Raw genomic sequence first — 25,338 nt, 5'->3', positions numbered from 1 at the left:
AAAACTTTAATAAAATCAATACCTTTCCTGACTGTTTTTGGGCTAGTAATTAGATCTCTTTAACCAAAAACACCTCCACAAAATCTAACCCAAGGTTATGTTGTTTGTCTTATTTGACGTCAGAATGTGCCACGACAGAGCGAGACTAGCACGCCAAACAGGAACGTTTGGCTAGTTTGTGCTGTACTATTTGAATGTCTGAGCAAAGCGAAGATGGCCTCGTAAAGGCAATGTCAGGATGATACAAGTAATTGCGGGGTCACATTATGCAGACAAAGTGTGAGTTCGCTAAGGGAATTCGCTTCAAATTCCCTTAGCTCGGACGTGGTCACTGTCGCCATTTTAATCACTTAAAGCCAAAACATCCGAAACCATCACACAAAACCAAATCGACCCTCCCCAAAACAGCACCTGATTTAAAGAAGAAAAATCATTTATTTTATTAAAATTTTTATTTACTAAGTTTACAAATCTATTAGCGCAAAGAACTCGCGAAAAGCGAGTTCTTTGTCAACAATTGATTCCATTCTAATAGAACACGACTAAATTGGGTTATTCTTCAATTTTCTGATAAAACCAAGAATATCCCATTCCTCTTTTCGTGTAAGCATCTTTCACTTGACTACAAGGGTATCCTTCTTTTATTGCTTTTTGTAATTTATTTTCTTCATTCCAGTTTAACTTCTGAGCTTTAACGGCTTCTAATTTATCTATGCATGAGTTATATGTAGCAACAAATTCCGCATTATTTTCTGTATAGAATTTGACGTACTTATCACTTTCTTTTTTCCATGCTTTTTCCCAACTAACGTTACAAGCTGATTGAAAAACCAGATCCTCTGCACAGTATAGTGATTTTTTTGATTCAATGGTTTGAATATCAACATTGGCTAATTCATCAGCCGCCTTTTCTTCTAGTGCTTTTTGGGCAACACTACACTTAGAGCCAGTTCTTTTATCTAATTTACATAAAGACTGCATTTTTTCTTTAATTTCATTAAAAGATAGCTGTTTTAACTCTTTTTTGCCTTCATCTACTTTTTCTTTATAAACCGTTTCCCAAGCTTCACATTTCGGGCTTTTATTAAACGAAAAACTACTCTTACACTCATCTACCTTTAAATATTCATCAACTGATTCGCCCCATGACATACCAGAAACTTGTTGTCTGATGGCGCTCATTTCAGATTCTACCGCTTGTTTTTTTTCGTCTTCTTTCCGTTTTTTTTCTAATTCATATTTTATCTTTCTGTCTTTTTCAATTGCAGACATTGCAGCACGACATTCAGGATTTTTTTCTACCTTTTCGATACCGCCTTTATCATTTGCTATAAATGCCTTTTCTAAATCCTGATTACATTGCTCTACTTTTTTATTTGCTGAGTCTATATTGTTTAAATAATATTCTTCGTTTTTTTCTTCACAACCCGTTAAAATCATAGCGGTGGTTAATATAATTAAAACGTTTTTTAAGGCTTTCATTTGTTCTCCTATTTAATTTACTTTTATTTTTATAACTATATTAATCAATAATAAATTGTCATTATTGATTAATATGTTACATGAATTAGCTTATCTCTTCTAGAAAATTGCTTAATTTTGGGAATGGCTTGTTTTGTTTTCCGTAATTTGAGAAATGACGGTAGTGGATACAGGTAAAAAGCAAACTCACTTATACCCTACTAACATTTCACGTTTTGCGCCAAACCCTTTTCGTTTTTCAACGGTAAATCCGGCACTCATTAAATGACGACGAACAAAACCAGCAGCCGTAAAAGTCGCAAAACTACCGCCTGGGGCTGTTAGGCTAAAACAATTGTTAAATAAACATTCTGACCACATATCAGGATTTTTAGCCGGTGAAAAACCATCAAAAAACCAAGCATCAATCAATACATTTTTCTTAACTAGAAAATCTGAAAAATGCCTAATATCATCATAGCATATTGTCAAACTAACGTTGTCAAATTGGCAGGTAGAATCAATCAAACTAGCCTGAAGTTGTTTTGCTAACGAAAATAACGTTTCATTTTTAGAAACCACATTATCATGTATCTTTATTAGTTCATCTAAAGATAATGGATATTTTTCGACACTGAAAAAGGCAAGATGTTTCAGTATATGATTTGGATGCTCACTTCTAAAATTTAAAAACGTTTGCCATAAAATTAAAAAACTTAAACCTGAACCAAAACCTGTTTCACCAACAATAAATGTATCTTGCTTATGCTGTAAAAAACGCTGAGGTAAATCATTACCGTCAATAAATACATACCTTGTTTCCTCAATAGCGCCTTCCGTATTAAAATACACATCATCAAAATGAACAGAAATAGGCGTCTGATTTTCATTCCAAATAATTGTCGATTTATGCATAAATTTCCTTTAAACAGCTATATTTAACAACTGTATATTAATGTTAATTATGTATATAATACGCTAAGTTAACTTATGAGGTAAATTATGGTATTTCTTTTCCGCTTAATTAGTGTGGTTATCATTGGTCTTGTTATTTGTGTGTTAGGCACTATTTTTTGCTTATTTAATCCAAGAAATCCCAAAAACGTGGCAAGATTTGCCCATTTATTTGGTTTTTTCTTTAAACCTATATTTGGCGTAAAAGTTGATACTCGCATTCACCCTAATATTAATAAAATAGGTAGTTGTGTATATATTGCTAATCATCAAAATAACTATGACATCATCGTAGCATCAGATGTCGTACAACCTAAAACAGTCACCGTCGGTAAAAAAAGTTTAGCTTGGATTCCATTTTTTGGGCAACTTTATTACCTTACTGGCAACATTCTTATTGATCGTAATAATAAATCAAAAGCTCGAGATACAATTGAACAAGTTGTTAATGAAATCAAAAAACGTGGCATATCTATTTGGATGTTTCCTGAAGGTACTCGTAGCCGCGGACGTGGATTGTTACCGTTTAAAACTGGGGCATTTAAAGCCGCAATTGCAGCTGGAGTACCCATTGTGCCAATTTGTGTATCGCAAACTAATGATATCAAATTAAATCGTCTAAATAATGGGCATTTTATTGTTGAAATGCTAGAGCCTATAGAAACAAAAGATCTAAGCAAAGAGGATGCTAGAACCTTAATGGAACAATGCTATAACCAAATGGCTGCTAAAATAGCGCAAATAAATGATGAAGCAAAACAGTTAAATAATCAAAAATAACTCATGAATAAACAAGATCGTAATTTTGATGACATCAGCAATAAGTTTGCACAAAACATTTATGGCACAACCAAAGGAAAAATTCGCGAAGCGATAGTATGGCAAGAATTAGAAAAAATTTTAGCTACTTATCCAACCAATAAGCCACTAACCATACTTGATGCTGGTGGTGGGCAAGGTCAAATCGCCGGCAGGCTTGCCAAGCTTGGACATCAGGTAACACTTTGTGATATCTCAGAACAGATGCTAGAACTAGCAAAACAAAAGGCCCAAGCAGAAAAGGTAACTATAAATTGCCTTTGCTGCCCTATCCAACAGCTTGATAACTTAATTAACCAAAAGTTTGATTTAGTCATTTGCCATGCGGTATTAGAATGGGTAGCAGAGCCAATTGAATTAATAGCATCATTAAAAAAACATCTCAAACCCGAAGGCTATTTATCGTTAATGTTTTATAATTATCATGCGCTTTTATTTAAAACTGTCACATTAGGCAATTTTGGTTACACCCAATCGGGGTTAGCTAAACGCAAAAAGAAAACACTTTCTCCCGATTTTCCAAGAGTTCCAACCGACGTATATCACTGGCTTACACAACTGGATTTTACTATCTTACAAAAAACAGGGATTCGCATTTTTCATGATTATCTTACCAATAAATCCAAAGCGGAAACTCACTTTGAACAGCTATTAGAACTTGAACAAACATATTGCCAAACTGAACCTTATCTTAATTTAGCAAGATATATATTAGTTACTGCAAAAAACTAAATTTGTATTTAGAGATTTAATCAATGGGATATAGCCTTAACCGCTATATCCCATTGATTTAGAAGAATACCGCATTCACTATTAACAAAGATACCGTTCCTGAAGCCCAAAGGACTGTTGAGGTAATACTCCATACCTTAATTTGCTCTTTAACTTCAGTCACACCTAATGAACGATTAACTACCCAAAAATAGGCATCATTGAAATGTGAAAACATAAATGAACCTATCGAACAACCTAATCCCGCCATAATTGGATTAACTCCTAACGTACCAATCATTGGTGCAGTAATACTTGCAGCGGTAATCATTGCAACAACACCCGACCCTTGAATTAAGCGAATTAAAGTTGAAATAGTTAATGGTAATAAAATACCTGGCACACCAATTTGAACAATATATTGAGCAATAATTTGGCCTGTTCCAGAATCACGTAGTACCATGCCCAAAGCACCACCGCCACCAATAACTAATAGAATAATGCCTGCTGAACGTATAGAATTTTCCATTTGATGAACAACATCCTTACGTGGAAATGAATTTGTCAAGGACATTATTGCAATCAATAAGCCAATACCAACTGCGACAATAGGATGCCCCATTGTTTTTATCATAACCGCAATGGTATTATCCCATTTCATTTCACCGACTAATGTAGCACTTAGAATCAAAATAATAGGAGTAATAATTGGAGAAAACGATGCTAAAGCACTGGGTAAGTGTTGATCATCTTCGATATCATTAGGTTTGATAGTCAATCGTTCACGAGTAAAATTTTCACCATCTTCTGTTGGAATTTGATAAATACTACGCCCCACATAACGCGTGTAAATAAATCCTGCAATCGTAATAGGAATAGCAAGTACCATTGCCCAAAGCATGTACTCACCAAGTCCAATGCCAAATTGAGAAACAACACCAAATGGGCCAACAGCTGGTGGAATCATGCTATGGCTTATAACTAACCCCATTGCTAATGTTGATCCTAAACCAACAACCGATTTACCAGTACTCCGTGAAATTGCTTTAACTAAAGGTAATAAAACAATAAAGGCTGAATCACAAAATACAGCTAAACTTACTAACAAGCCAATAATTACTAGCGCTAATTCTTCTCTGCCTTTTCCTAGTAAATTAATGAAGACTTGAGCCATCTTTTGTGCTGCGCCACTCATTTGTAAAATGGCCCCCATCATGACACCAAAACCAATTACAATACCAATATTACCTAGTGTATTGCCAAATCCTTTACTAATGGTAGCTATCATAAATTGACCTGGCATACCACCAAGTGACCCTGTAATAAAGGCTGAAATAATCAACGCAGGGAAAGCTTGAATTCTTGTTTTCAAAATCATAAAAAGTAATAACGTGATGGCAACTAATAACCCTGCAATCATTCTCCAACTATTTTTCTCTATAGTTTCTAAACTACCTAGATAAAAGACAATCAGTCCCACTACAAGCAAAATAATACCATTAAGCATGACGTAAGGATAAAGTGTCTTTTTTGGATTATTTTTTTTTGACATATAAATTCTCCTTTCGATAGAGAACAAATGCTATCGAATATGAAATTATCTAAAGCAGAAACCACATTGATTAGCATTTGAATTTTGGTGCATACAATGCAGCTAAACGAATTGCCTCAATTAAACTAACTGCATTGGCAATCCCCTTTCCTGCGATATCATTTGCTGTACCGTGATCAACAGAAGTCCGAAGAATTGGCATACCATTAGTAATTGAAATAGTACGATGGAAATCAACCATTTTAGTCGCAATATGACCTTGATCATGATAAGGAGATAAAACAGCATCATAAGCTCCCCCCATAGCAAAATAAAAAACACTGTCAGCTGGTTTAGGACCACTGATATTAATTCCTTTCTGCTGTGCCATCTCAATACCAGGTAACAAAATATCGTCATCTTCATGACCAAATAGACCATGTTCACCGCAATGAGGATTAATACCAGCTACCGTCATTTTAGGATTTTTAATACCTAATTTGATCAAAGCATCATTACAACGAACAGCATAATCACAAACTCTTTCAGGAGTTAAAGATTGAATGGCATTAACTAAAGACACATGGCGAGTTAAAAAAAACACTCGTAGATCTTTGACCTGAAACATAGTCAAAGGATCTTGACTATTGGTTAAGTCAGCTAAAATTTCAGTATGACCAATATAGTTAACTTGACCTGCTTTTAATGATTCCTTATTAATTGGCGTTGTAGCTATAGCATCAAGCTTACCTTGCATAGCTAGCTCAGTAATTTTTTTGATATAATCAAATGCTGCTTTCCCACATTGACCTTCAATTTTTCCATTTTTGAATGTACTATAATTTAACTCACCACACTGAATAAGGTTTAAATTATTTGGTTCATCCCGCACTTGCGATAAATCGTTAATAACATTGATGTGTAGGTTAACTTTGGAAAAGTTACACGCATCGGCTAAAATTTTTTTATCCCCAGTGACTACCACACAACCATATTGATATGTTTCTGGTTCGGCGATACTTTTAACAACAATTTCTGGTCCTATTCCAGCAGGATCACCCATTGGTACCCCGATCATACAACGACGACTCATTTTTCGACTCCTTAGAAATAGTAATAAAAAAAATAAAATGAATAATTTTTAAATAAATCAGTTACATAATTATGGATTAGACTTTTGACTTTCATGAGATGAAATCTTAGTACTTAAATAATCAATGCAGTGAACTAGAGTATTGTCATTACCCACAAATCCGCCTTTTGTTACAATTGAATAACCATCACATTTTCCTCCCACCAAATGCCCATAAACTGTTAAAGGTTCAATTTCATCTTTTAACAAAAAACCACTACTCCCCAAACGATTAACAACATTCACTGTTACATCTCCACCACTCGTGTAAATACCGCGAATGATTGATTCAGGATGAAACAAAACTTGAGCAGTAATTTCTGCAATTCCTTTATTTAATGCATTACTTATTTCAACTATGCTCATATTGTAGCCTTCCGCAAGGCTAGTCAGATTAGAGACCTGCTCAGGTGTTTCGACCGTATCAATGCCAATTACATCAAACTGCTCTATTTTGGTTAATAATCTAGTTACAATCGGTTCGGCTTTTTTGGTATCTTTAGATATCTCAATTAATTCACTTACCAACACTGTTTCTAACCACACTTTTCGATCGTATTTCAACTTTTTAATTTGTCGTTGGGTTAATTCAGACACACTACCAATTGCAATAAAAACTTTATTTGCCATCTTTCGCTCACTTGAATAGCGCAAATGCGCAAATTGTGCAGTAAAAGGACCAGGATCAACACAAAAAACAGGTAAATCGGCATTATTTGCAGCTTGCGCAATAACACTTATATCGGTATCGGTTGTTGCATCAAAGATCACAATACGTCCACCTTGCTGATAAACTTGCTTTAGCCTTTGCTCTATTCTTTCTTTACCTTCTAAAACATCTTTTAGGGCTATATGTGAAATAGGATAACGAGACTGGCATCGAAATAATTCAAGAATAGATGATTCAGTCATAGGATTTTTAGGATCATTACGCATGGCAGTATTTTGTAAAGGAATGCCATTGACTAATAGAGAACCACCAACACAAATTCTATCACTTGAAGGATAAACTGGTACAACCAATGCCATTAAGTCAGGATCATTATCAATGACGGCATCGACTTCAGCTCCTAAGTTACCACGTAATGTTGAATCAATACGTTTACTAATAAGGGGACGATATTGTTTAAACTGACTGATACAATTAACAACACGAGAATAAGCTTCCTTATATGGAATTGAGCGAGAGTCTGTTGCAAACGAAATCACATCAAATCTAGTTAAATCTTCATTAAAACTTTCTAAACATGTAATTGCATTGAACCCTTTTTTGCTTAACAATGCACTCGTGGCATTGGCGCCTGTTAAATCATCGGCTACAACGGCTACTTTCATATATTTACTCCCTATCGATACTTAAGTTCATTAAATGAACTCATTTTTATACATCTTCACAAAACGGTATTCTCAAATATGGTTAATACCCTCCTTAATAAATAAACTTAATATCTTGATTCACTAATTTTTTTTCGAAACTTTCAGGAAATTTTTTTTCTGTGATTAAATAATTAAATCGATTCAAATCACAGATCTTAAATCGACAACGTAATCCTAATTTGCTACTATCAACTAATAATGCTGATTGAATCGATCTTGATACAGCCATCCATTTACAATCAGCTTTAATTTGTGTTGTAGTAAGTGCACCATCTTCAAAATTAAAACCATCAGCACCAATAAATGCCAAATCAATAACCTGTTCAGATAAATATTTCATTGTCTGAGTGTTATAAGTTGCAACAATGGAGTTTTGTACTTCCCCTGGGCAAATAATAGTATTGATCTCTGGACGACGAGTTAATTCAATCGCAATATGTAAATCAGGTGTAATAGCAGTGATAGGAACATTGATGTTAAGAGCAAATTCTCGCATAGTGGTTCCCGCATCAATAAAAATAACCATACCAGGTTGTAATAAGCCGGCTGCAATTTTACCCACTTTTTTTTTACTTTCTGAAAAACGGCTTTGTTTGACATTGTAAAGCGGAGTACCATTTAAAAAACTTCGCTTTATTTCACCACCATAAGAAACTCTAACTAGCCCCTTTTCTTGCAAAATTTTTAAATCACGACGTATACTCATATGTGAAACCGAAAATAGATTCGATAACAAATTAATAGTAGCAACATCATACTCATCTAAATATTCGAGAATTCGTTTATATCTTGGTAATTCTTGGTTCATAAGATATCTCTCTGTTAAGTTGGATTAATTGTAAATAGTTAATAATGCAAAATATGTTAATCATTTAACACTTTCACACCATAATTTAACAATTGTGATCACAGTCAAACTTTAATGTTTTGATGGATAGATTTTTGTTAATCATTGAGATTATTTTCACCATTACACATAAAATTATTCATAGAAACTGCTATAGAAACAAACCTAAGTAAACAGTACATTTATATAAATAATTCAAAAAAATATACTTTAAATAAAGAAATGGAATAATCATATGCTAAATAAAAATGAAATCATTCAAACAGCAAAACAGGTTTTACACACAGAGGCAAAAGGTATTAAATCAATTATCAGCACGATCAACGAAAATTTTGTTAAAGCTGTCGAATTAATTCTAACAACTAAAGGGAGAGTTATTGTTACTGGTATAGGCAAACCCGGTTATATTGCACACAAGTTATCAGCAACATTAATGAGTACTGGAACACCTTCATTTTATTTGCATCCAGCTGAAGCCATTCATGGTGATTTAGGGAGTATTACCAAAGATGATATCATCATTGCTATATCAAATAGTGGTGAAACTTCTGAAATTGTTAATATTTTACCAACTATTAAATTAATCGGTGCACCGTTAATTTCAATATGTGGTAATGCATCATCAACACTGGCTCAATTTGCTAGCTGCCATTTAAACGCACAAGTTCAACAAGAAGCTTGTCCACATAATTTAGCGCCAACAACCAGCACCACAGTACAATTAGCACTAGGCGATGCACTAGCTATAACGATAATGCAAGCAAAAGGATTTACCGATAAAGACTTTGCGTTTTATCATCCTGGTGGTAACTTAGGGAAAATACGATTAAAGACGGTTAAAAATTTGGTTAAAATGCAGAATAGAAAAGCATTTATAACATCAGAAAAAAATATATATAACGCTATTTTTGTAATGACTGATTCAGGCATTGGCGCAGTTGGTGTGATAGATAAAAACAATATTTTACTAGGCATCATCACCGATGGTGACATAAGAAGACAGCTCAAAGTTTATCCCGATTTACTAAATAAAAATGTAAAAGAAATAATGATAACCAATCCTACAACAATAAATGAAAATCAATATGTTAGTGAAGCAATTTTAGTTATGGAACACCATAAACCTAGACCTATCACTGTTTTACCTGTAATTGATGATAAAAATCATTTTCTTGGGATGATGCATATTACAGACATTCATCATTAAAATTTATTTTTATCAAAAATAATGTCTTGCAAATTATGCTAGTGGAACCTTATTAAAATAACTATATAAACTAAAATGAGCACTCGAAAAATTTATCATAAATCGTTATCATAAGCAGATTAGTTTTATTGGTTAAGGAAAATAATCATGATTGTTGTAACGGGCGGTGCAGGATTTATTGGTAGTAATATTGTTAAAGGTCTGAATGATCTAGGACATAAAGACATTTTGGTTGTTGATGATTTAACCGACGGCACTAAATTTGCCAATTTGGCTGATCTAGATATTGCCGATTATATGGATAAAGACGAGTTTATTGCAGCTATTATTAGTCATGAAGATCTTGATATTGATGTTGTTTTTCACCAAGGTGCTTGTTCATCAACCACTGAATGGGATGGTAAATTTATGATGGAAAACAATTATGACTATTCAAAGGACTTATTGCATTATTGTTTAGACTTCAACATTCCATTTTTATATGCATCATCAGCTGCGACGTATGGCGGACGCAGTGATAACTTTATTGAAGATCGTACTTACGAAAAACCTTTAAATGTTTATGGTTATTCTAAATTCTTATTTGACCAATACGTAAGACAAGTATTACCCCAAGCTAATTCACCAGTTTGTGGATTCCGTTATTTTAATGTCTATGGACCTCGCGAATCGCACAAAGGCAGCATGGCGAGTGTTGCATTTCACTTAAATGAACAGATTAACAAAGGTGAAAAACCAAAACTGTTTGCTGGCAGTGAGAATTTTAAGCGTGACTTTATTTATGTTGGTGATGTCGTTGCGGTCAATTTGTGGTTCTGGAAAAACAAAATCTCGGGCATTTATAACTGTGGAACAGGTCGAGCAGAATCCTTTCAAGCCGTTGCTGATGCAGTACTTAACTACCATAAAAAAGGCGAAATTGATTATATTCCTTTCCCTGATCATCTAAAAGGACGCTATCAAAGCTATACCCAAGCTGATCTGACTAAATTTAGACAAACAACATGTTCAATCGAATTTAAAACCGTTGCAGAAGGCACTGCTGAATATATGAAATGGTTAAATGAACAATAAAACGGAATTAATTAAATGAAAACACTCATTATTGGTCCTTCATGGGTTGGCGATATGATGATGTCGCAAAGTCTGTATCGTACATTAAAACAACTTGATTCTAATAACCAAATTGATGTTTTAGCACCTGCTTGGTGTCGAGCGCTGTTAAATAAAATGCCAGAAGTGAATCAAGCAATTGCAATGCCATTAGGGCATGGTGAGTTTGCCTTAGCAAAACGTCACGAAATAGGAAAATCACTACGTGATAGCCATTATGATCAAGCAATTGTGTTACCTAACTCATTTAAATCCGCATTAATCCCATTTTTTGCAAAAGTATCTAAACGTACAGGTTGGAAAGGCGAAATGCGTTATGGATTATTAAATGATATACGAAAACTTGATAAGCAGGCTTTTCCGCTAATGATTGAACGCTATGTTGCACTTGCTTATCCTAAAGATCAAATTCACTCGGCATCGGACTTACCACAGCCTCTGTTATGGCCTAAACTCAATGTTGAACAAGATGAAATAACGCAAGCACTTTCAACTTTTACAATTGCACAAGATAAACCATTAATTGGTTTTTGCCCAGGTGCTGAATTTGGCCCAGCAAAACGTTGGCCAGATTATCATTACGCAGCTCTTGCCGATATGCTAGTTCAACAACATGCTAAAATTATTATTTTGGGTTCCGTAAAAGATCGCAACGTTGGTGAACAGATTATTGCAAAAATGACACATGGCGATCAATGTATTAACTTAGCTGGACAAACCCAATTAGAACAAGCAGTGAGTTTAATTGCCGCTTGTAAAGCGATTGTTACTAATGATTCGGGATTAATGCATGTTGCTGCTGCATTAGATAGACCACTGGTGGCACTTTATGGACCAAGTAGCCCTGATTTCACACCACCATTATCAAATAAAGCCGAAGTTATTCGTCTAATTACTGGCTACCAACGTGTGCGCCAGGGGGATGCTGAACAGGGCTATCATCAAAGCTTAATTGATATTAAACCTGATAACGTATTTGAAACATTAATGAAACTCATTATGCGTTGTGAAAAGAGTAATGGATAATGCGTGTACTAGTTGTTAAAACATCATCCATGGGGGATGTACTTCATACTTTACCAGCATTAACTGATGCGTCCAACAACTTAGCAAATATAACTTTTGATTGGGTAGTAGAAGAAAATTTTGCCCAAATACCCAGTTGGCACTATGCAGTAAATAAAGTGATCCCTGTTGCAATAAGACGCTGGCGAAAAAGCTGGTTTGCCAAAACAACTCGCCAAGAACGTCATGACTTTATTCAAACCTTAAGGCAACAACAATATGATGTGATTATTGATGCGCAAGGACTTATTAAAAGTGCATTTCTTATTACTCGTAAAGCTCAAGGCATTAAGCACGGTTTGGATCGAAAAAGCATCAAAGAGCCCATTGCCAGTTGGTTTTATGATGTAAAACACAATGTACCCAAACAGATGCATGCCATTGAGCGCATTAGATTGCTGTTTGCGCAAAGTCTACAGTACCAACTACCTAATTCAATGGGTGATTATGCCATTGCACGCCACTTTTTATCTTCACTACCTAGCGATAATCAACAGTATCTAATTTTTTTACACGCAACAACCCGCGATGAAAAACATTGGAGTGAAGACGCTTGGCGAAAATTAATTAAATTAGTTGAACCGACAGGATTAAGAATAAAGCTACCTTGGGGGGCACCACATGAACAAGCACGCGCAATTCGCCTAGCTCAGGGATTTCAACATGTCGAAGTACTTCCAAAATGTCCACTTTCTGACATAGCAACCATTATTGCTGGAGCAAAAGCGGTTGTTTCGGTTGATACAGGACTAAGTCACCTAACTGCTGCATTAGATCGTCCCAATATTACTTTATTTGGCAAAACAGATCCTAAACTAATCGGAGGATATGGAAAAAATCAATTCAGCATTATCTCAAACGAAAAAAGCATGCAAACCATTCAAGCCGAACAAGTTTATCAACAATTAGCTAATTTTTTATAAGTTAACCAAAAGGAAAGTATGCAATGAATAAATATAGCGAACTTATTTGCGAAAAATACGCACAAATTGGCAGTAATGATCTAGGTTACATTGAAGATGCCTTAGGGGCTGTTATGCAAGTTTTGGATGACATTGTTCGTAACGATCACGTACCGCAAGAACTAAAAGATAAAGCTGCTTATGCAGCAGCTAATTTATTGATCAGCGACTTTGATGTTAAATAGTCGCTGGTAAACTAATAATAAATCTCGTAGATTGCTCATCGGATTCAGCATAAATCGAGCCTTTATGCGTTTCAACAATGGATTTTACGATCGCAAGCCCTATGCCTGTACCCGAACTATCATTACCATTACGATGGCGTGACTCATCAACCCGATAAAACCGATCAAAAAGATGTGGTAAATGTTTACTATCAATTTTTTTACCCGGATTAGCAATAATGATCCTAATGCGTTTTTCGCTGACTTGACTTAAAGTTATTGTGATAATTTGGTTTTCTGGTGTATAACGAATTGCATTGGATAAAATATTACTAATTGCTCGCCCTAACATCATCTTGTCCCCTTGAATATGGGAACAGTTACCTTCAAGGTTAAAGACGATATTTTTCTCATCAGCCAGTGGTTCAAAATACTCACACATCATTGTGATCATATTATGTAAATCAATATCAATTAAATTGGGTACCAATTGACGATTATCTGCTTGTGCTAAAAATAGCATATCAGAAATCATCTGCGACATTTTTTCGTATTCTTCTAAATTAGAATATAAAATCTCACGGTATTCGTTAGTCGATCGAGCATTACTAAGCACAATTTGTGTTTGTGTTGTTAGATTGGTAATAGGTGTTCGCATTTCATGGGCAATATCTGCCGTAAAATTTCGTTGACGCTGAAACACATCCTCCATACGATTAAGCATATGATTAAATGCTTTCACTAAGCTAACGTATTTAATGGGAACCAAAGATGTAGGAATACGGTAATTCAAGCTTTTAAGATTAATTTTCTCGATCTTTTTAATCAATCGATTTATGGGTTTTTGAGTAAAATAGATACTAATAAAAGAACCAATTAATGCCAAAATACAAGCAATACCAATAAGTAATCCTAAACCATCGTGTAATCGATGAATAAATTCAATATATAAGTCACGACCAACAGCAGCTATAGTAGTATATTTTTTACCATTTTCAATAACAACGCTTGACGCAGCAACCCGATACGATGCTTTATCTTGATTCCAAATAGCTGTGCTGTGATTTTTAATAATAGCATCAAAATCAATTTGAGTTTTAGCAAAGGCTAAATTTGGACCACGGGTTCGATAAACAATTTTACCTGTATCATCAATAACATAAACAAACAAACGATGATGACCAGTTAAAATTAGTAATAAATTCTGAATAAACTCATCACGATTCTCATCTGGAGAATAGTAAACAAGCTCGCGTTCAATAGAATCAATAACCGAATTAAGTTCGGAGACATTGTGTTGAATTGATATTTTTTCAAAAGAGTGTTCAATTAAAAAACTGAAACAATAAAGCAGACCACTTGTTAACAAACAAACAGCAAGCGGCAAACGAAATGAGATTAACTTACTCGTTTTCATCCAAGACATCTAACTTATACCCCATTCCACGAACTGTATGAATTAACTTTGGTTCAAAATCGGCATCAATTTTATTACGTAATCGTCGAATCGCGACATCAATCACATTAGTGTCGCTATCAAAATTCATATCCCAAACTTGAGACGCAATTAAGGAACGAGGCAACACCTCTCCTGGATACCGTAAAAAATACTCTAACAATAAAAATTCTTTATTAGTTAAATCGATACGTTTATCTCCACGAGTTACTGTTCGTTTATGAAGATCCATGACCAAATCAGCAATACTCAATTGAGAATTATTGACCTGAGGAACATTACGACGAAGCAGAGATTTAACTCGTGCTAATAATTCGGCAAACGAAAAAGGTTTTACTAAATAATCATCTGCACCTAAGTTAAGACCTTTTACTTTATCATCCACACTACCCATAGCTGTGAGCAACATAATTTGGACATCTTTACCTGCTTCACGCAATGACTGAACAATTTTCCAACCAACAATATCTGGCAACATGACATCTAAAATGATTAAATCATAGTCTTCAGTCATGGCTCGATGATAGCCATCAAGGCCATTATTTGTTAGATCAACAACAAATCCAGATTCAACTAAACCTTGGCGAAGATATTCACCTGTTTTTTGCTCATCTTCAACTACTAACAATTTCATATTTGAATACTTCCTTTGTTATTTATCTGATTGCCGAAATTGCATAACAATGCTATAGAATAAATGACAGACGCTAAACCAACCATGATAAATTTATGACTATTTTGTAATAATAATGTCATCAACTAGTTGGTTTTTCTTTGTTATAGTAGCCACACAATGATTCATGAAGCTAGACATTACTGTTTCATTGTTTTATTTCCTTTCATCCATTCCTTGCAATTTAATGCACCCTAGTTTATCTAGGGTTTTTTTTTATTCTAAATTGATGTAAAAGTTTGCATATAAACTGGAAACAGCAAGCAATTAGGTATAGATGTCGGAGTATTTTAGCAAATAATACTCTATATTCTACATTCTTTTACTTTCTTTTACTTTTTACACAACACAATACCTGTTTCAATATGATCGGTATAAGGAAACTGATCAAACATAGCAAAATGTTGGATTGAATGAGTCTTAGTCAGTAGCTGCAAATTGTCGCGCAGTGTATAAGGATTACACGAAATATAAATAATAGTTTTATAGGATTTCAATATATCAATGGTATTTAAATCCAATCCACTGCGGGGAGGATCAACAAGTACCGTATCACACTGATAATCATCTAAATTAATCCCTTTTAAACGATTAAACTCGCGTTCTTTTTTAATTGCGCAAGTAAATTCTTCGGCCGACAATCGTACAATAATTAGGTTATCAATATGATTAACTGCAATATTATACTGAGCTGAATAAACCGATGCTTTAGCTATTTCGGTAGCCAATACTTTGCGAAAATTTTGTGCCAGTGCTATTGAAAAGTTACCATTACCGCAATAAAACTCAAGTAAATCACCTAACGAGTTTTTAGTGACTGATATAGCCCACTGTAGCATTTTAATATTTACCGCAGCGTTAGGCTGAGTAAAACTATTTTCGACTTGACGATAAACGAACACTTTATCCATTACAGGCAAAACTTCATCAACATAATCGACATCTATGGTAATTTTTTGATTACTTGCTCGCCCAACGATATGAACATCTATCCCCTGCTCAGCTAATTGCATTTTTAATTTTTTTGCTTCAATAATCCATGCATCATTTAACTTTTTATGATACAAAAGCGTAATTAATAGCTGACCACTTAACGTCGAAAAATAATCAATTTGAAATAATAAATGGCGAAGTAACTGATTATGTTGCAACAAAGGCAAAATAGCTTGCATGGCTCGATTAATGAGTTTAGTTGCGATAGGAAATTCATCGACCCTAATCCTTTTTTTTGTTTTTTTATCATACATAACATGATAAAGATCTTCGCCATCATGCCAGATTCTAAACTCAGCACGCATACGATAATGGCTAATAGGCGATGAATAGACTGCTAATTTGGGAAGTGAAAAGTCTGATAACAATGCCTTTAAATTATCTACTTTTTTTTCTAATTGTTGATTATAGTTATCATTCGAAAAACATTCAGTCATAGTCATTATCTGGTAGTGATTATAGGAGTACTATTTAATATGAAATTCCAAATTAATTTGCGTTAGCTTATAAAATGGTTAAACACCAAACTATTTAAATTAATTTAATGTCTACAGTGTAAACAAATAATCATTTCGTATGGCATAACCACGCCTTAATCTTACCATAAATAACCAATGATGATAAGTTTTGCTGAAATAAAGCGCATAATTATCAGACATACAGACAGACTGTTAAATCACAAAAAATTACCAGCAATTAAACACCTCACAAAGAACGAATAATAATCCATCACACTTTTATTGATTGTAGTTATAACAATTGCCGTTATAATGTGCCCTATAATTTTAGATAACAAGAACACTATGACAGCACACACTTTTTCTGATTTAGAATTAGATGATATATTAATTCACAATCTTCAAGCACAAAATATAAATACTCCAACAGTTATACAAGCGCAAACCATTCCCGTTGCTTTAGATGGCAAAGATATTTTAGGTTCCGCTCCCACTGGGACCGGTAAAACACTGGCTTTTTTAATTCCTGCTGTACAACATTTATTGGATTTTCCACGACGTAAACCTGGTCCACCACGCATTTTGATATTAACACCAACACGTGAGCTTGCTATGCAAATTGCTGAACAAGCCAAATTATTAACAGAATCGACACATTTAAGCATTGCAACTATTACCGGCGGTGTTGCGTATATGAATCACGCCGAAGTATTTAGCAAAAATCAAGATATTGTTATTGCTACAACCGGTCGTTTATTACAGTATATAAAAGAAGAAAATTTTGATTGTCGAGCTGTTGAAATGTTGATTTTAGATGAAGCGGATCGCATGCTAGACATGGGCTTTTCGCAAGATGTTGAAACCATATCAGCCGAAACTCGCTGGCGTAAGCAAACCTTATTATTCTCAGCGACACTTGAAGGCGAAGGACTACATAATTTTGCTAGTCGAATTTTGAATGCACCAATCGAAATCAACGCCGACCCGTCGCGTAAAGAACGCAAAAAGATCTTACAATTTTATTATCGTGCTGACGATCTCACTCACAAAGTAGCACTGCTTACTCATTTGTTAAAACAAGAAGAATTTAAAAAAACAATTGTATTTGTTCGTAAACGTGAACGTGTGCACGAATTAGTTAGCATGCTGCATCAAGCAGGTATACATAGTTGCTACTTAGAAGGCGAAATGGTACAAGCAAAACGCAACGAAGCAATCAAAAGAATTAGTAATAATACCGTTAATGTACTGGTTGCAACTGATGTTGCAGCGCGTGGGATTGATATTGACGATATAACCCACGTTATTAATTTTGATGCCCCGAAAACCGCCGATATTTACTTGCACCGCATTGGTCGCACAGCTCGCGCTGGGAAAAAAGGTACTGCAATAACACTAGTCGAAGCACATGATAACGAATTACTACAAAAAATTGAGCGTTACATTCAAGAACCGATCAAATTAAGAACAATTGACGAATTGCGTCCTAAAACAAAAGCGCCAAAACCAGCAACTAAGAAAAAGCCTTCACAAAAGGCAAAATTAAAAAACGCCAACAAAAAAGAAGATGTCAAAAAGAAAAAAGTAAAGCAACGCCATCGAGATACCAAAAATAAAGGCAAACCCAAAAAATCAATAATTAATGCCTAACAATAACTCACACATTAATAGTTTAAAGTTATGGTATCAATTGTTTATAACAACTTGGACAATAAGTTTAAATCGCTATAATACGTAGAAACAAATTTGCACTAATACATAGGAGAAAAAACGCATGACATTAGTCACTCGTAAAGCACCAGATTTCACATCAGCAGCTGTTTTAGGTTCTGGTGAAATAGTTAACAACTTCAATTTATCACAACATATTCAAGGTAAATATGCTGTTGTATTCTTTTGGCCAATGGACTTCACTTTTGTTTGCCCATCAGAAATTATTGCATTTGATCACCGCCTAGAAGAATTTAAAAAACGAGGAGTTGAAGTAATTGGTGTTTCAATGGACTCAGAATACGTGCACAATGCATGGCGTAATACCCCACAAGATAAAGGCGGTATTGGCGAAGTAAAATTCCCAATTGTTGCCGATGTTAAACACTCAATTATGCAAGCTTATGGTATTGAACATCCTGAAGCCGGTGTTGCATTACGTGCTTCATTCTTTATTGATAAAGAAGGTATTGTACGTCATGAAACTATTAACGATTTACCTATTGGTCGCAACATTGACGAAATGATTCGTATTGTTGATGCACTTCAATTCCATGAAGAGCACGGCGAAGTATGTCCTGCGCAATGGACAAAAGGTAAAAAAGGCATGAAAGCGAATCCAAACGGCGTTGCTAGTTTCTTAAAAGAGCATGCTAACGAAATCTAATTTCTGTTTATTCATCCAATGATCTTCATTTACATTTTACATTGCCGGAGTTTATCTCCGGTTTTTTTTTTATCCTCAAAAAATTAATAGAAAATAATCATAAAGTAACATGTAAACCCACAACACCAATAATAATAATAGAAAGCCCACACAAACGAGGAAAGTTTCTAGGCTCATTAAACAACAACATATTAGCTAACACAGCACCCGATGTACCAAGCCCCACCCAAACAGGATATACAATACTTAAATCAAGATAATGAAGCGAAAAATAAAAAAGGACAAAAGAAACAAAAAATCCCCCCCAATATAACGCAAGTCTAAACAAATTTTTTTGCTCAGCATATAACTTAAGGCCAATCGCACCAGCAACTTCAAAAACTGAAGCGATCAATATCAACAGCCATCCCATGATTAAAATTGTCCTTTATTATAATATTAACTATCGGCTCGTTTGAGTTGTATAACACCAATAATAATTAGTGCTACAAAAAAAAGTTGAATTAATTTAATCTCTTTTCCAAAAAGCAACATATCAATTGCAGTTGCTCCAATTGCACCAACTCCCGAAAATATGGCATAAACCGTACCTGTAGGGATTGTCTTACAAGCATTAGTCAAAAACGTAAAATCCACAACAATGAGAAACACAATAATACCCCATTGCCAAAGCTCGGTTGCGATACTAAATCCTAGAATCCAACATAATTCAAAAAAGCAGGTCAGCATCACAAATGCCCACTCTCTATTCACGCTAAACATAGCTACCTCGCTTCGTTATTTTATTTTTGCCGTAGCAATCTATTTTTTTACTGCAATCTATTTTAAGTATAATGCTTGATTATGCTCTATTGCTGATAAGCAATGACAAAACAAAAGATGGTTCGCAAATAAAAGGATCTGCCACCAAAAGATGTCAATTGTTATATACTCCTAACGATTAAACCAAAATCGCTTAACGTTTATGAAACATCTTAACAATTTTTATTCTTATTTTTCAAATAAGTAAATGATTCTATAATGAAGAATTACAAATGGCAAGGACAAAATTGTATAATTCAACATTTTACCATTTATACAAACTCTCCTCTGCCACCTTTATAGGCCGATTTTTTTGCAAGATATAAACGAAACAGATGAATTGTTAGAAAAAAATAAAAATAGTTATATCTTTTTCAATTTAATTTAGAATCGTTATAGAATAATAAAATAGCACTTTTGGGCTATTTTATAAGTAAAACATGAAGTAGACGTTTTTTTACACTTCTAAAATATCACCATTTATAGGATATATCAGTAGTTTAAATCAAATGAAAAGGAAGATAGCATGTCAAAAAAATCGGACAATGAGTTCAAAGTGGGTATAAAAGCCTATGTGTCACTGGTAGTGGCAATTTTGTTTTTTTCGGGGTTGTTTTTTAATGTAGAGGGAAAAGAATGGCTAGGTGCATTTGATTTTACTAGCTTAAGCGGTAAATTTGGCACCATGCTTCATCCTGAAAAGAACACCTTTGTAGGTGAAGGGGGTAACAGTGCTAGAGCTGGCTTTATTTTTGCTTTATCTCTTATACCAACGGTTATGTTAGCTTTAGGCGTGTTAGAAATCTTTACCCATTACGGCACAATCCGTGCAGCACACAAATTGTTAACACCATTATTAAAACCAATCTTAGGTGTTCCGGGCAAAACTGGACTTGCATTAATTACCGATCTACAAAGTACTGATGCAGGTGCAGTATTAACCAAAGAATTATATGACGAAAAGCAAATTACCAAAAAGGATCTAATCATCATTAGTGCTTGGCAATATTCTGGTGCAGGTTTAATCAATAACTACTTTTCGATTGGTTCAGCATTATTTGCCTCAATGACCGTGGCTATTTTTATTCCTCTTGTCATTATGTTAGTGCTTAAATTTGTTGGCGCTATACTTGTCCGCTTGGTATTAAATTCAATTTATAAAAAGGATTTTATCAATGAGTAATTCACAAAAACAAACAAATAACCCTTTAGATATCTTTGTTATTGGTGCACGCAAAGGATTCAATATCGCCATTAACAATTTAATGCCAAACATCTTAATGGCATTTGTTATCACCGAAATTCTAAAACGTTTAGGTATAATGCAATTTATTGGAACTTATTGCGCACCAGTCATGGAAATTTTTGGCCTACCAGGCGAAGCCATTACCGTACTATTGACCGCATGGTTATCAGCATCAGCGGGAACTGGTGTTGCCGTTAACTTATTTACTAGTGGCACACTCAATGCGACAGCAATAACCATTCTTGCTCCTGCTATTTTCTTAATGGGCTCACAATTGCAATATATGGGACGATTATTAGGCGTTGCAGATGTACCTAAAAAATACTGGCCTTTACTCATGTTAAACAGTATTTTTAATGCACTAATTGCAATGGTTATTATGCGATTTATTGTTTGATAAAGGAGATCTCAATGTCTAATGTATTAGAACATTATCAATATTTACATCAAATTCCTGAATTAGGATTTGAAGAACACAAAACATCGGCATATATTGCACAGCAGCTTGAACAAGCCGGCTATACAGTAACTCGCAATGTTAATAACACAACTGGCATAGTTGCCCAATATGATAGCGGAAAACCGGGTCCTGTTCTGGCTTTACGAGCTGATATGGATGCATTGGGTCATATCATTGATGGTAAGCATTGTGCAAGGCACACATGTGGTCATGATGGCCACTCATCAATATTATTAACTGCGGCACAAGAACTAATAAAAGAAAACAACATCAAAAAAGGACGATTAAAACTGATCTTCCAACCAGCTGAAGAGCTTGGTTCAGGCGCTTTAGCCATGATTGAAGGTGGCGTTATTGACGATGTTGACATGATTATCGGCTTACATTTACGCCCTAAAGATGAATGTCCTAAAGACTTTGCCTCAGCAGCCATGTACTATTCGGCATCCACTACCGTTGAAGCAAGTATTCATGGAATACCTGCGCATGGTGCTCGCCCACATTTAGGTATTAATGCACTTGATGCAGCAACACTTGCCATTCAAGCGGTTAACACCATTCACCTTGCACCAAGTTTAACTTATAGCGTCAAAGCAACACGTTGTATTTGTGATGCAGGAGTAACTAATGCCATTCCATCTGAAGCGTATGTATGTTGGGATCTAAGAACCTCAACAAACCCAGCTATGAATGAGCTCAAAGCCAAAACTCTAAATGCAATAAAACTCAGTGTTGAATCTATCGGTGGCAAAGTGGATATCAATGTCACTAAAGAGATCCCAGCTGCTGAAATTGATAACGATGTCACCAAAATTATTGCCGAAGCAATTGTTGATGTACTTGGAAAAGAAGGTTTAAAAGATCCAATCTTTACTCCAGGTGGAGAAGATTTTTTCAACTATCCATGTCAACGCAATGTCAAAGCTGGCTTTTGGGGATTAGGTGCTGATTTAACCCCAGGATTACATCATCCAGAAATGAAGTTTGACACTTCAGCATTAGAAAACGGCGTCAAAATAACAAAAGCCTGTGCATTAAAAGTTTTGGGTAAATAATCTTTACTTTACCAAATAACTGATGGAGTTTGTTAACTAAAGCTAACATCTATACAAATTATACAGGTACTCGATATTTCGTTTTGTATATATTGAAATTATTTTGTAGATAGATTTAAAAGGAACTTCTAAAATATCCGCCAAGTAATTATTTTACATGGCGGCTTATTTTTTGATTCAAATAAACTTAAAATGAAATACTGGTACTAACAAAAAATGTGCGACCCGGTTCATTATAAGTTGCAGCACCGGCACCAGATACCGTAATTTTCCCTGTTTTTGGATGTTTGAGCGATGAAGTATTTCCTTCACGGAATAAACGTTTATTCAATAAATTATCGACACCTAATGTCAACGAAGCATTTTGATTAAATTGATATTGACTACTAAAATTTAAAATGGAATATGGGCTAAGTTGATGCGTTGAGCTATTAGTCGCCTTTTCACCAAAATAATCATATTTCTTAGGTCTTTGTTTACCGTACCACGTGACAGATGTTAAAAATGATAGTTTATCTGTCACTTGCCAATCAAATGATGAATTTAAAGTATATTTGGGAATAATCGATAAATAATCACCTGTTTGTTTGTTTTTTGACTGCAACATCCAAGTTAAATTATTACGCCAATTAATTTTATTCGTAACAGGTACAGTTAAACTTCCTTCAACCCCGTCAACAACAGATTTAGGAACATTTTGCCATTGAAATATATTTGATTCTCTAAATTTTTTATCACCACCTATTGCATGTCCAATAGGGGTTATTCCTGATTCGATTTTATTCCGATAATCATTACGGAAGTAAGTCACACCGGCAATTATCCCCTTATTATCATGAAATTCTAAACCAATTTCTTTATTAACACTTGTTTCGGCTTTTAAATGGTCATTACCAATTAAATAACAGCTACCACCAGCGCCATAACAACCTTGTCCACGGCTATAGAGTAAATAATTAGGATTAGATTGATACAAATTAGGTGCCTTATAAGCTCTAGCAATCCCTAACTTTAACGACAAATAATCATTTAATTCTTGCACCAAATTTAAAGCAGGACTCCAGTTACGACCTGATTGACTGTGATAATTAAATCTTAATGCAGGAGTTAAGATGGTAGATGATGTTAGCTCAATATTATTTTCAATAAATACTCCCCACAAATTTGCAGAAGAATATTCACTACGTTCAACTTCTTTAATCCAAGGAATACGACCACCTTCTTTAACTTCTTGCGTGTTTGAGCTTGGATCTTTCATACGTTGATGATTATATTCAGCACCAACAGTCACCGTTTGAGGTACAACAATAGTTAACGGCAAATTGGTTTCATGATGTAAGGTGACATTATTATATTTAATTGTTGAAAATTCATTATCACTAAATCGCCCTTCTGTTCCACCCGCTAATCCTTCGTTTAAACGACTATTTCGCGTTTTTTCGCTTTGAATATAAGACAACATACTGATACCACTATCCCAATATCCTCGATGGGTAAGAGCATAGTTTTGACGATACATTCTATTGGTTTCATGATTGTATAGACGACTGACTAACTGATCTGGATTATTATTTTGCGTATCACCAGCATAAATATTACCTTGCCGACTAATACCAGCTTCAAACTCTAAAGATTGTTTATCGGTAATATCCCAGCGAAATAGCCCGTTAAGATCTTTATTACGAACTCCTTCTCGACCTGCACTTACTGATGTTGGATTAATTTGATATTTTTGATTTATATCCCAATCATCTGCATCTGTTTTATTAATATTACCATATAAACGCATACTCAAATTATCAGTCAATCCACCAGTTAATAAAAAATCAGTTCTCTTAGAATTCCCTTCTTCACTGTGAACAGGCAAACTAATATAACTATTTAATGAACCATGCCATATATTTGTAGGTTGTTTAGTAATAATATTAATCACCCCACCCGCAGCTCCATCACCATAACGAGCAGCAGCAGGGCCTCGAATCACATCAATACGCTCGATAATATCAGCAGGAACCCAGTTACTATCACCTCGGGTATCTCGTTCACCTCTCCATCCATATCGAACAGACATACGGCTTTTTACCGGTTTACCATCAATTAAAATAAGTGTATTTTCTGGGCCCATACCACGAATATCAATCTGACGATTATTACCTCGTTGACCACTCGTTGAATTACCCGTTAAATTAACTCCGGGCATAGTACGGATAATTTCTGAAAGATCATTCTTTGGCGGCACTTTTTTGATATCTTGCTGAGTAATAATTGAAGTACCAAGCGCTTGTCTTGTTTGTTCTGCGGCAGTAATAACCATAACATCATCAGAATCAACCATTTTATCCGTTGAAGATTTTTGTTCATCAGCATAAGCGCAATGACACACTAAGCTAATTAAAAAGGATAAAAGACAAGTCTGTTTATATTTTAACATTACATTTCCCTATAATAAGATTCAACACATCTTTAATTAATAATA

General features: G+C 34.7%; 24 protein-coding genes. 12 read left to right on the top strand and 12 right to left on the bottom strand.

What is annotated here, in order from left to right:
• Nucleotides 1–552 precede the first annotated feature (552 nt).
• Together GA0061081_RS08335 and mnmC2 are read right to left on the bottom strand one after the other, a co-directional pair.
• On the bottom strand, nucleotides 553–1,482 hold the full coding sequence (locus GA0061081_RS08335) for a hypothetical protein (protein ID WP_091349644.1): 930 nt from the start codon (nucleotides 1,480–1,482) through the stop codon (nucleotides 553–555).
• Between the two features lie 186 nt (nucleotides 1,483–1,668).
• The gene (gene mnmC2, locus GA0061081_RS08330) at nucleotides 1,669–2,376 is read right to left on the bottom strand and encodes a tRNA (5-methylaminomethyl-2-thiouridine)(34)-methyltransferase MnmC2 (RefSeq protein WP_091349641.1); all 708 of its coding nucleotides are present in this window, start codon (nucleotides 2,374–2,376) and stop codon (nucleotides 1,669–1,671) included.
• Nucleotides 2,377–2,463: 87 nt separating this feature from the next.
• Here mnmC2 and GA0061081_RS08325 point away from each other — a divergent pair, with 87 nt between their 5' ends.
• Together GA0061081_RS08325 and GA0061081_RS08320 are read left to right on the top strand one after the other, a co-directional pair.
• A complete protein-coding gene (locus GA0061081_RS08325; protein WP_091349637.1) occupies nucleotides 2,464–3,195 on the top strand; it encodes a 1-acylglycerol-3-phosphate O-acyltransferase in 732 nt (243 codons plus the stop codon).
• Between the two features lie 3 nt (nucleotides 3,196–3,198).
• A complete protein-coding gene (locus tag GA0061081_RS08320; RefSeq protein WP_091349634.1) occupies nucleotides 3,199–3,966 on the top strand; it encodes a methyltransferase domain-containing protein in 768 nt (255 codons plus the stop codon).
• Nucleotides 3,967–4,024: 58 nt separating this feature from the next.
• On the opposite strand, the gene GA0061081_RS08315 is transcribed toward GA0061081_RS08320, so the two are convergent.
• The 4 genes from GA0061081_RS08315 to GA0061081_RS08300 form a co-directional block, all read right to left on the bottom strand.
• Nucleotides 4,025–5,365: a GntP family permease gene (locus GA0061081_RS08315; RefSeq protein ID WP_370516525.1), complete on the bottom strand. Its 1,341-nt coding sequence runs from the start codon at nucleotides 5,363–5,365 to the stop codon at nucleotides 4,025–4,027.
• Between the two features lie 202 nt (nucleotides 5,366–5,567).
• Complete coding sequence (gene pdxA / locus GA0061081_RS08310) at nucleotides 5,568–6,569, bottom strand: 4-hydroxythreonine-4-phosphate dehydrogenase PdxA (RefSeq protein WP_091349627.1); 1,002 nt, start codon at nucleotides 6,567–6,569, stop codon at nucleotides 5,568–5,570.
• A gap of 69 nt (nucleotides 6,570–6,638) precedes the next feature.
• A complete protein-coding gene (locus tag GA0061081_RS08305; protein WP_091349623.1) occupies nucleotides 6,639–7,943 on the bottom strand; it encodes a four-carbon acid sugar kinase family protein in 1,305 nt (434 codons plus the stop codon).
• 94 nt (nucleotides 7,944–8,037) lie between these two features.
• Complete coding sequence (locus GA0061081_RS08300) at nucleotides 8,038–8,793, bottom strand: DeoR/GlpR family DNA-binding transcription regulator (protein ID WP_091349620.1); 756 nt, start codon at nucleotides 8,791–8,793, stop codon at nucleotides 8,038–8,040.
• Between the two features lie 274 nt (nucleotides 8,794–9,067).
• On the opposite strand from GA0061081_RS08300, the gene GA0061081_RS08295 reads away from it, so the two are divergent.
• The 5 genes from GA0061081_RS08295 (at nucleotide 9,068) to GA0061081_RS08275 (ending at nucleotide 13,364) form a co-directional block, all read left to right on the top strand.
• Nucleotides 9,068–10,039: a KpsF/GutQ family sugar-phosphate isomerase gene (locus GA0061081_RS08295; RefSeq protein WP_091349617.1), complete on the top strand. Its 972-nt coding sequence runs from the start codon at nucleotides 9,068–9,070 to the stop codon at nucleotides 10,037–10,039.
• A gap of 147 nt (nucleotides 10,040–10,186) precedes the next feature.
• The gene (gene rfaD, locus GA0061081_RS08290; protein ID WP_091349614.1) at nucleotides 10,187–11,113 is read left to right on the top strand and encodes an ADP-glyceromanno-heptose 6-epimerase; all 927 of its coding nucleotides are present in this window, start codon (nucleotides 10,187–10,189) and stop codon (nucleotides 11,111–11,113) included.
• 15 nt (nucleotides 11,114–11,128) lie between these two features.
• Complete coding sequence (gene rfaF / locus GA0061081_RS08285) at nucleotides 11,129–12,178, top strand: ADP-heptose--LPS heptosyltransferase RfaF (RefSeq protein ID WP_091349611.1); 1,050 nt, start codon at nucleotides 11,129–11,131, stop codon at nucleotides 12,176–12,178.
• A complete protein-coding gene (gene rfaC / locus GA0061081_RS08280; RefSeq protein WP_091349607.1) occupies nucleotides 12,178–13,140 on the top strand; it encodes a lipopolysaccharide heptosyltransferase RfaC in 963 nt (320 codons plus the stop codon). Before rfaF ends, rfaC begins: the two co-directional genes overlap by 1 nt.
• Before the next feature lie 23 nt (nucleotides 13,141–13,163).
• Complete coding sequence (locus tag GA0061081_RS08275; protein WP_091349603.1) at nucleotides 13,164–13,364, top strand: YaeP family protein; 201 nt, start codon at nucleotides 13,164–13,166, stop codon at nucleotides 13,362–13,364.
• Here GA0061081_RS08275 and GA0061081_RS08270 read toward each other — a convergent pair.
• The 3 genes from GA0061081_RS08270 to trmA all read right to left on the bottom strand — a co-directional run bounded on the left by GA0061081_RS08270 (nucleotide 13,357) and on the right by trmA (nucleotide 16,902).
• Nucleotides 13,357–14,760 (bottom strand): heavy metal sensor histidine kinase, encoded by a 1,404-nt coding sequence (locus tag GA0061081_RS08270; protein ID WP_167349334.1) that lies wholly within the window; start codon nucleotides 14,758–14,760, stop codon nucleotides 13,357–13,359. The genes GA0061081_RS08275 and GA0061081_RS08270 overlap by 8 nt on opposite strands.
• Entirely contained in the window at nucleotides 14,747–15,433 is a 687-nt protein-coding gene (locus tag GA0061081_RS08265; RefSeq protein WP_091349598.1) for a heavy metal response regulator transcription factor, read from the bottom strand. The genes GA0061081_RS08270 and GA0061081_RS08265 overlap by 14 nt, the downstream gene beginning before the upstream one ends.
• A 371-nt stretch (nucleotides 15,434–15,804) precedes the next feature.
• Entirely contained in the window at nucleotides 15,805–16,902 is a 1,098-nt protein-coding gene (gene trmA, locus GA0061081_RS08260; RefSeq protein ID WP_091349596.1) for a tRNA (uridine(54)-C5)-methyltransferase TrmA, read from the bottom strand.
• 366 nt (nucleotides 16,903–17,268) lie between these two features.
• On the opposite strand from trmA, the gene srmB reads away from it, so the two are divergent.
• The gene (gene srmB, locus GA0061081_RS08255) at nucleotides 17,269–18,573 is read left to right on the top strand and encodes an ATP-dependent RNA helicase SrmB (RefSeq protein ID WP_091349593.1); all 1,305 of its coding nucleotides are present in this window, start codon (nucleotides 17,269–17,271) and stop codon (nucleotides 18,571–18,573) included.
• A gap of 124 nt (nucleotides 18,574–18,697) precedes the next feature.
• On the top strand, nucleotides 18,698–19,300 hold the full coding sequence (locus GA0061081_RS08250; protein ID WP_091349591.1) for a peroxiredoxin C: 603 nt from the start codon (nucleotides 18,698–18,700) through the stop codon (nucleotides 19,298–19,300).
• 97 nt (nucleotides 19,301–19,397) lie between these two features.
• Here the strand turns inward: GA0061081_RS08250 and GA0061081_RS08245 are convergent, their stop codons facing one another.
• Both GA0061081_RS08245 and GA0061081_RS08240 read right to left on the bottom strand, forming a co-directional pair.
• Nucleotides 19,398–19,712, bottom strand: a complete 315-nt coding sequence (locus GA0061081_RS08245; RefSeq protein WP_091349588.1) for a DMT family transporter — start codon at nucleotides 19,710–19,712, stop codon at nucleotides 19,398–19,400.
• A gap of 26 nt (nucleotides 19,713–19,738) precedes the next feature.
• Nucleotides 19,739–20,062: a DMT family transporter gene (locus GA0061081_RS08240; RefSeq protein ID WP_180214320.1), complete on the bottom strand. Its 324-nt coding sequence runs from the start codon at nucleotides 20,060–20,062 to the stop codon at nucleotides 19,739–19,741.
• A 565-nt stretch (nucleotides 20,063–20,627) separates the two neighbouring features.
• Between GA0061081_RS08240 and GA0061081_RS08235 the strand changes: the two genes are divergently transcribed.
• From GA0061081_RS08235 to GA0061081_RS08225, 3 genes are read left to right on the top strand one after another with little or no spacing between them, the layout of a single operon-like run.
• On the top strand, nucleotides 20,628–21,284 hold the full coding sequence (locus tag GA0061081_RS08235; protein ID WP_065639206.1) for a nucleoside recognition domain-containing protein: 657 nt from the start codon (nucleotides 20,628–20,630) through the stop codon (nucleotides 21,282–21,284).
• Entirely contained in the window at nucleotides 21,277–21,744 is a 468-nt protein-coding gene (locus GA0061081_RS08230; RefSeq protein WP_091349585.1) for a YjiG family protein, read from the top strand. Before GA0061081_RS08235 ends, GA0061081_RS08230 begins: the two co-directional genes overlap by 8 nt.
• Before the next feature lie 14 nt (nucleotides 21,745–21,758).
• Nucleotides 21,759–22,862 carry an amidohydrolase gene (locus GA0061081_RS08225; RefSeq protein WP_091349581.1) on the top strand — a complete coding sequence of 368 codons (1,104 nt, stop codon included), beginning with the start codon at nucleotides 21,759–21,761 and terminating at the stop codon, nucleotides 22,860–22,862.
• 187 nt (nucleotides 22,863–23,049) lie between these two features.
• Here GA0061081_RS08225 and GA0061081_RS08220 read toward each other — a convergent pair whose 3' ends face one another.
• Entirely contained in the window at nucleotides 23,050–25,293 is a 2,244-nt protein-coding gene (locus GA0061081_RS08220) for a TonB-dependent siderophore receptor (RefSeq protein WP_091349578.1), read from the bottom strand.
• Nucleotides 25,294–25,338 lie beyond the last annotated feature (45 nt).

It is taken from the genome of Gilliamella bombicola, from assembly GCF_900094945.1.
In the GTDB taxonomy this organism is placed as follows: domain Bacteria; phylum Pseudomonadota; class Gammaproteobacteria; order Enterobacterales; family Orbaceae; genus Gilliamella; species Gilliamella bombicola.
Note: the sequence above shows the minus strand (reverse complement) of the source record. Positions and strands in the feature narration are given on the sequence as shown.

What these genes read in the sequence shown, in the direction of transcription:
- GA0061081_RS08335 (WP_091349644.1), bottom strand. Translation starts at nt 1,482, where the DNA reads ATGAAAGCCTTAAAAAACGTTTTAATTATATTAACCACCGCTATGATT.
- mnmC2 (WP_091349641.1), bottom strand. Translation starts at nt 2,376, where the DNA reads ATGCATAAATCGACAATTATTTGGAATGAAAATCAGACGCCTATTTCT.
- GA0061081_RS08325 (WP_091349637.1), top strand. Translation starts at nt 2,464, where the DNA reads ATGGTATTTCTTTTCCGCTTAATTAGTGTGGTTATCATTGGTCTTGTT.
- GA0061081_RS08320 (WP_091349634.1), top strand. Translation starts at nt 3,199, where the DNA reads ATGAATAAACAAGATCGTAATTTTGATGACATCAGCAATAAGTTTGCA.
- GA0061081_RS08315 (WP_370516525.1), bottom strand. Translation starts at nt 5,365, where the DNA reads ATGATTGCAGGGTTATTAGTTGCCATCACGTTATTACTTTTTATGATT.
- pdxA (WP_091349627.1), bottom strand. Translation starts at nt 6,569, where the DNA reads ATGAGTCGTCGTTGTATGATCGGGGTACCAATGGGTGATCCTGCTGGA.
- GA0061081_RS08305 (WP_091349623.1), bottom strand. Translation starts at nt 7,943, where the DNA reads ATGAAAGTAGCCGTTGTAGCCGATGATTTAACAGGCGCCAATGCCACG.
- GA0061081_RS08300 (WP_091349620.1), bottom strand. Translation starts at nt 8,793, where the DNA reads ATGAACCAAGAATTACCAAGATATAAACGAATTCTCGAATATTTAGAT.
- GA0061081_RS08295 (WP_091349617.1), top strand. Translation starts at nt 9,068, where the DNA reads ATGCTAAATAAAAATGAAATCATTCAAACAGCAAAACAGGTTTTACAC.
- rfaD (WP_091349614.1), top strand. Translation starts at nt 10,187, where the DNA reads ATGATTGTTGTAACGGGCGGTGCAGGATTTATTGGTAGTAATATTGTT.
- rfaF (WP_091349611.1), top strand. Translation starts at nt 11,129, where the DNA reads ATGAAAACACTCATTATTGGTCCTTCATGGGTTGGCGATATGATGATG.
- rfaC (WP_091349607.1), top strand. Translation starts at nt 12,178, where the DNA reads ATGCGTGTACTAGTTGTTAAAACATCATCCATGGGGGATGTACTTCAT.
- GA0061081_RS08275 (WP_091349603.1), top strand. Translation starts at nt 13,164, where the DNA reads ATGAATAAATATAGCGAACTTATTTGCGAAAAATACGCACAAATTGGC.
- GA0061081_RS08270 (WP_167349334.1), bottom strand. Translation starts at nt 14,760, where the DNA reads ATGAAAACGAGTAAGTTAATCTCATTTCGTTTGCCGCTTGCTGTTTGT.
- GA0061081_RS08265 (WP_091349598.1), bottom strand. Translation starts at nt 15,433, where the DNA reads ATGAAATTGTTAGTAGTTGAAGATGAGCAAAAAACAGGTGAATATCTT.
- trmA (WP_091349596.1), bottom strand. Translation starts at nt 16,902, where the DNA reads ATGACTGAATGTTTTTCGAATGATAACTATAATCAACAATTAGAAAAA.
- srmB (WP_091349593.1), top strand. Translation starts at nt 17,269, where the DNA reads ATGACAGCACACACTTTTTCTGATTTAGAATTAGATGATATATTAATT.
- GA0061081_RS08250 (WP_091349591.1), top strand. Translation starts at nt 18,698, where the DNA reads ATGACATTAGTCACTCGTAAAGCACCAGATTTCACATCAGCAGCTGTT.
- GA0061081_RS08245 (WP_091349588.1), bottom strand. Translation starts at nt 19,712, where the DNA reads ATGGGATGGCTGTTGATATTGATCGCTTCAGTTTTTGAAGTTGCTGGT.
- GA0061081_RS08240 (WP_180214320.1), bottom strand. Translation starts at nt 20,062, where the DNA reads ATGTTTAGCGTGAATAGAGAGTGGGCATTTGTGATGCTGACCTGCTTT.
- GA0061081_RS08235 (WP_065639206.1), top strand. Translation starts at nt 20,628, where the DNA reads ATGTCAAAAAAATCGGACAATGAGTTCAAAGTGGGTATAAAAGCCTAT.
- GA0061081_RS08230 (WP_091349585.1), top strand. Translation starts at nt 21,277, where the DNA reads ATGAGTAATTCACAAAAACAAACAAATAACCCTTTAGATATCTTTGTT.
- GA0061081_RS08225 (WP_091349581.1), top strand. Translation starts at nt 21,759, where the DNA reads ATGTCTAATGTATTAGAACATTATCAATATTTACATCAAATTCCTGAA.
- GA0061081_RS08220 (WP_091349578.1), bottom strand. Translation starts at nt 25,293, where the DNA reads ATGTTAAAATATAAACAGACTTGTCTTTTATCCTTTTTAATTAGCTTA.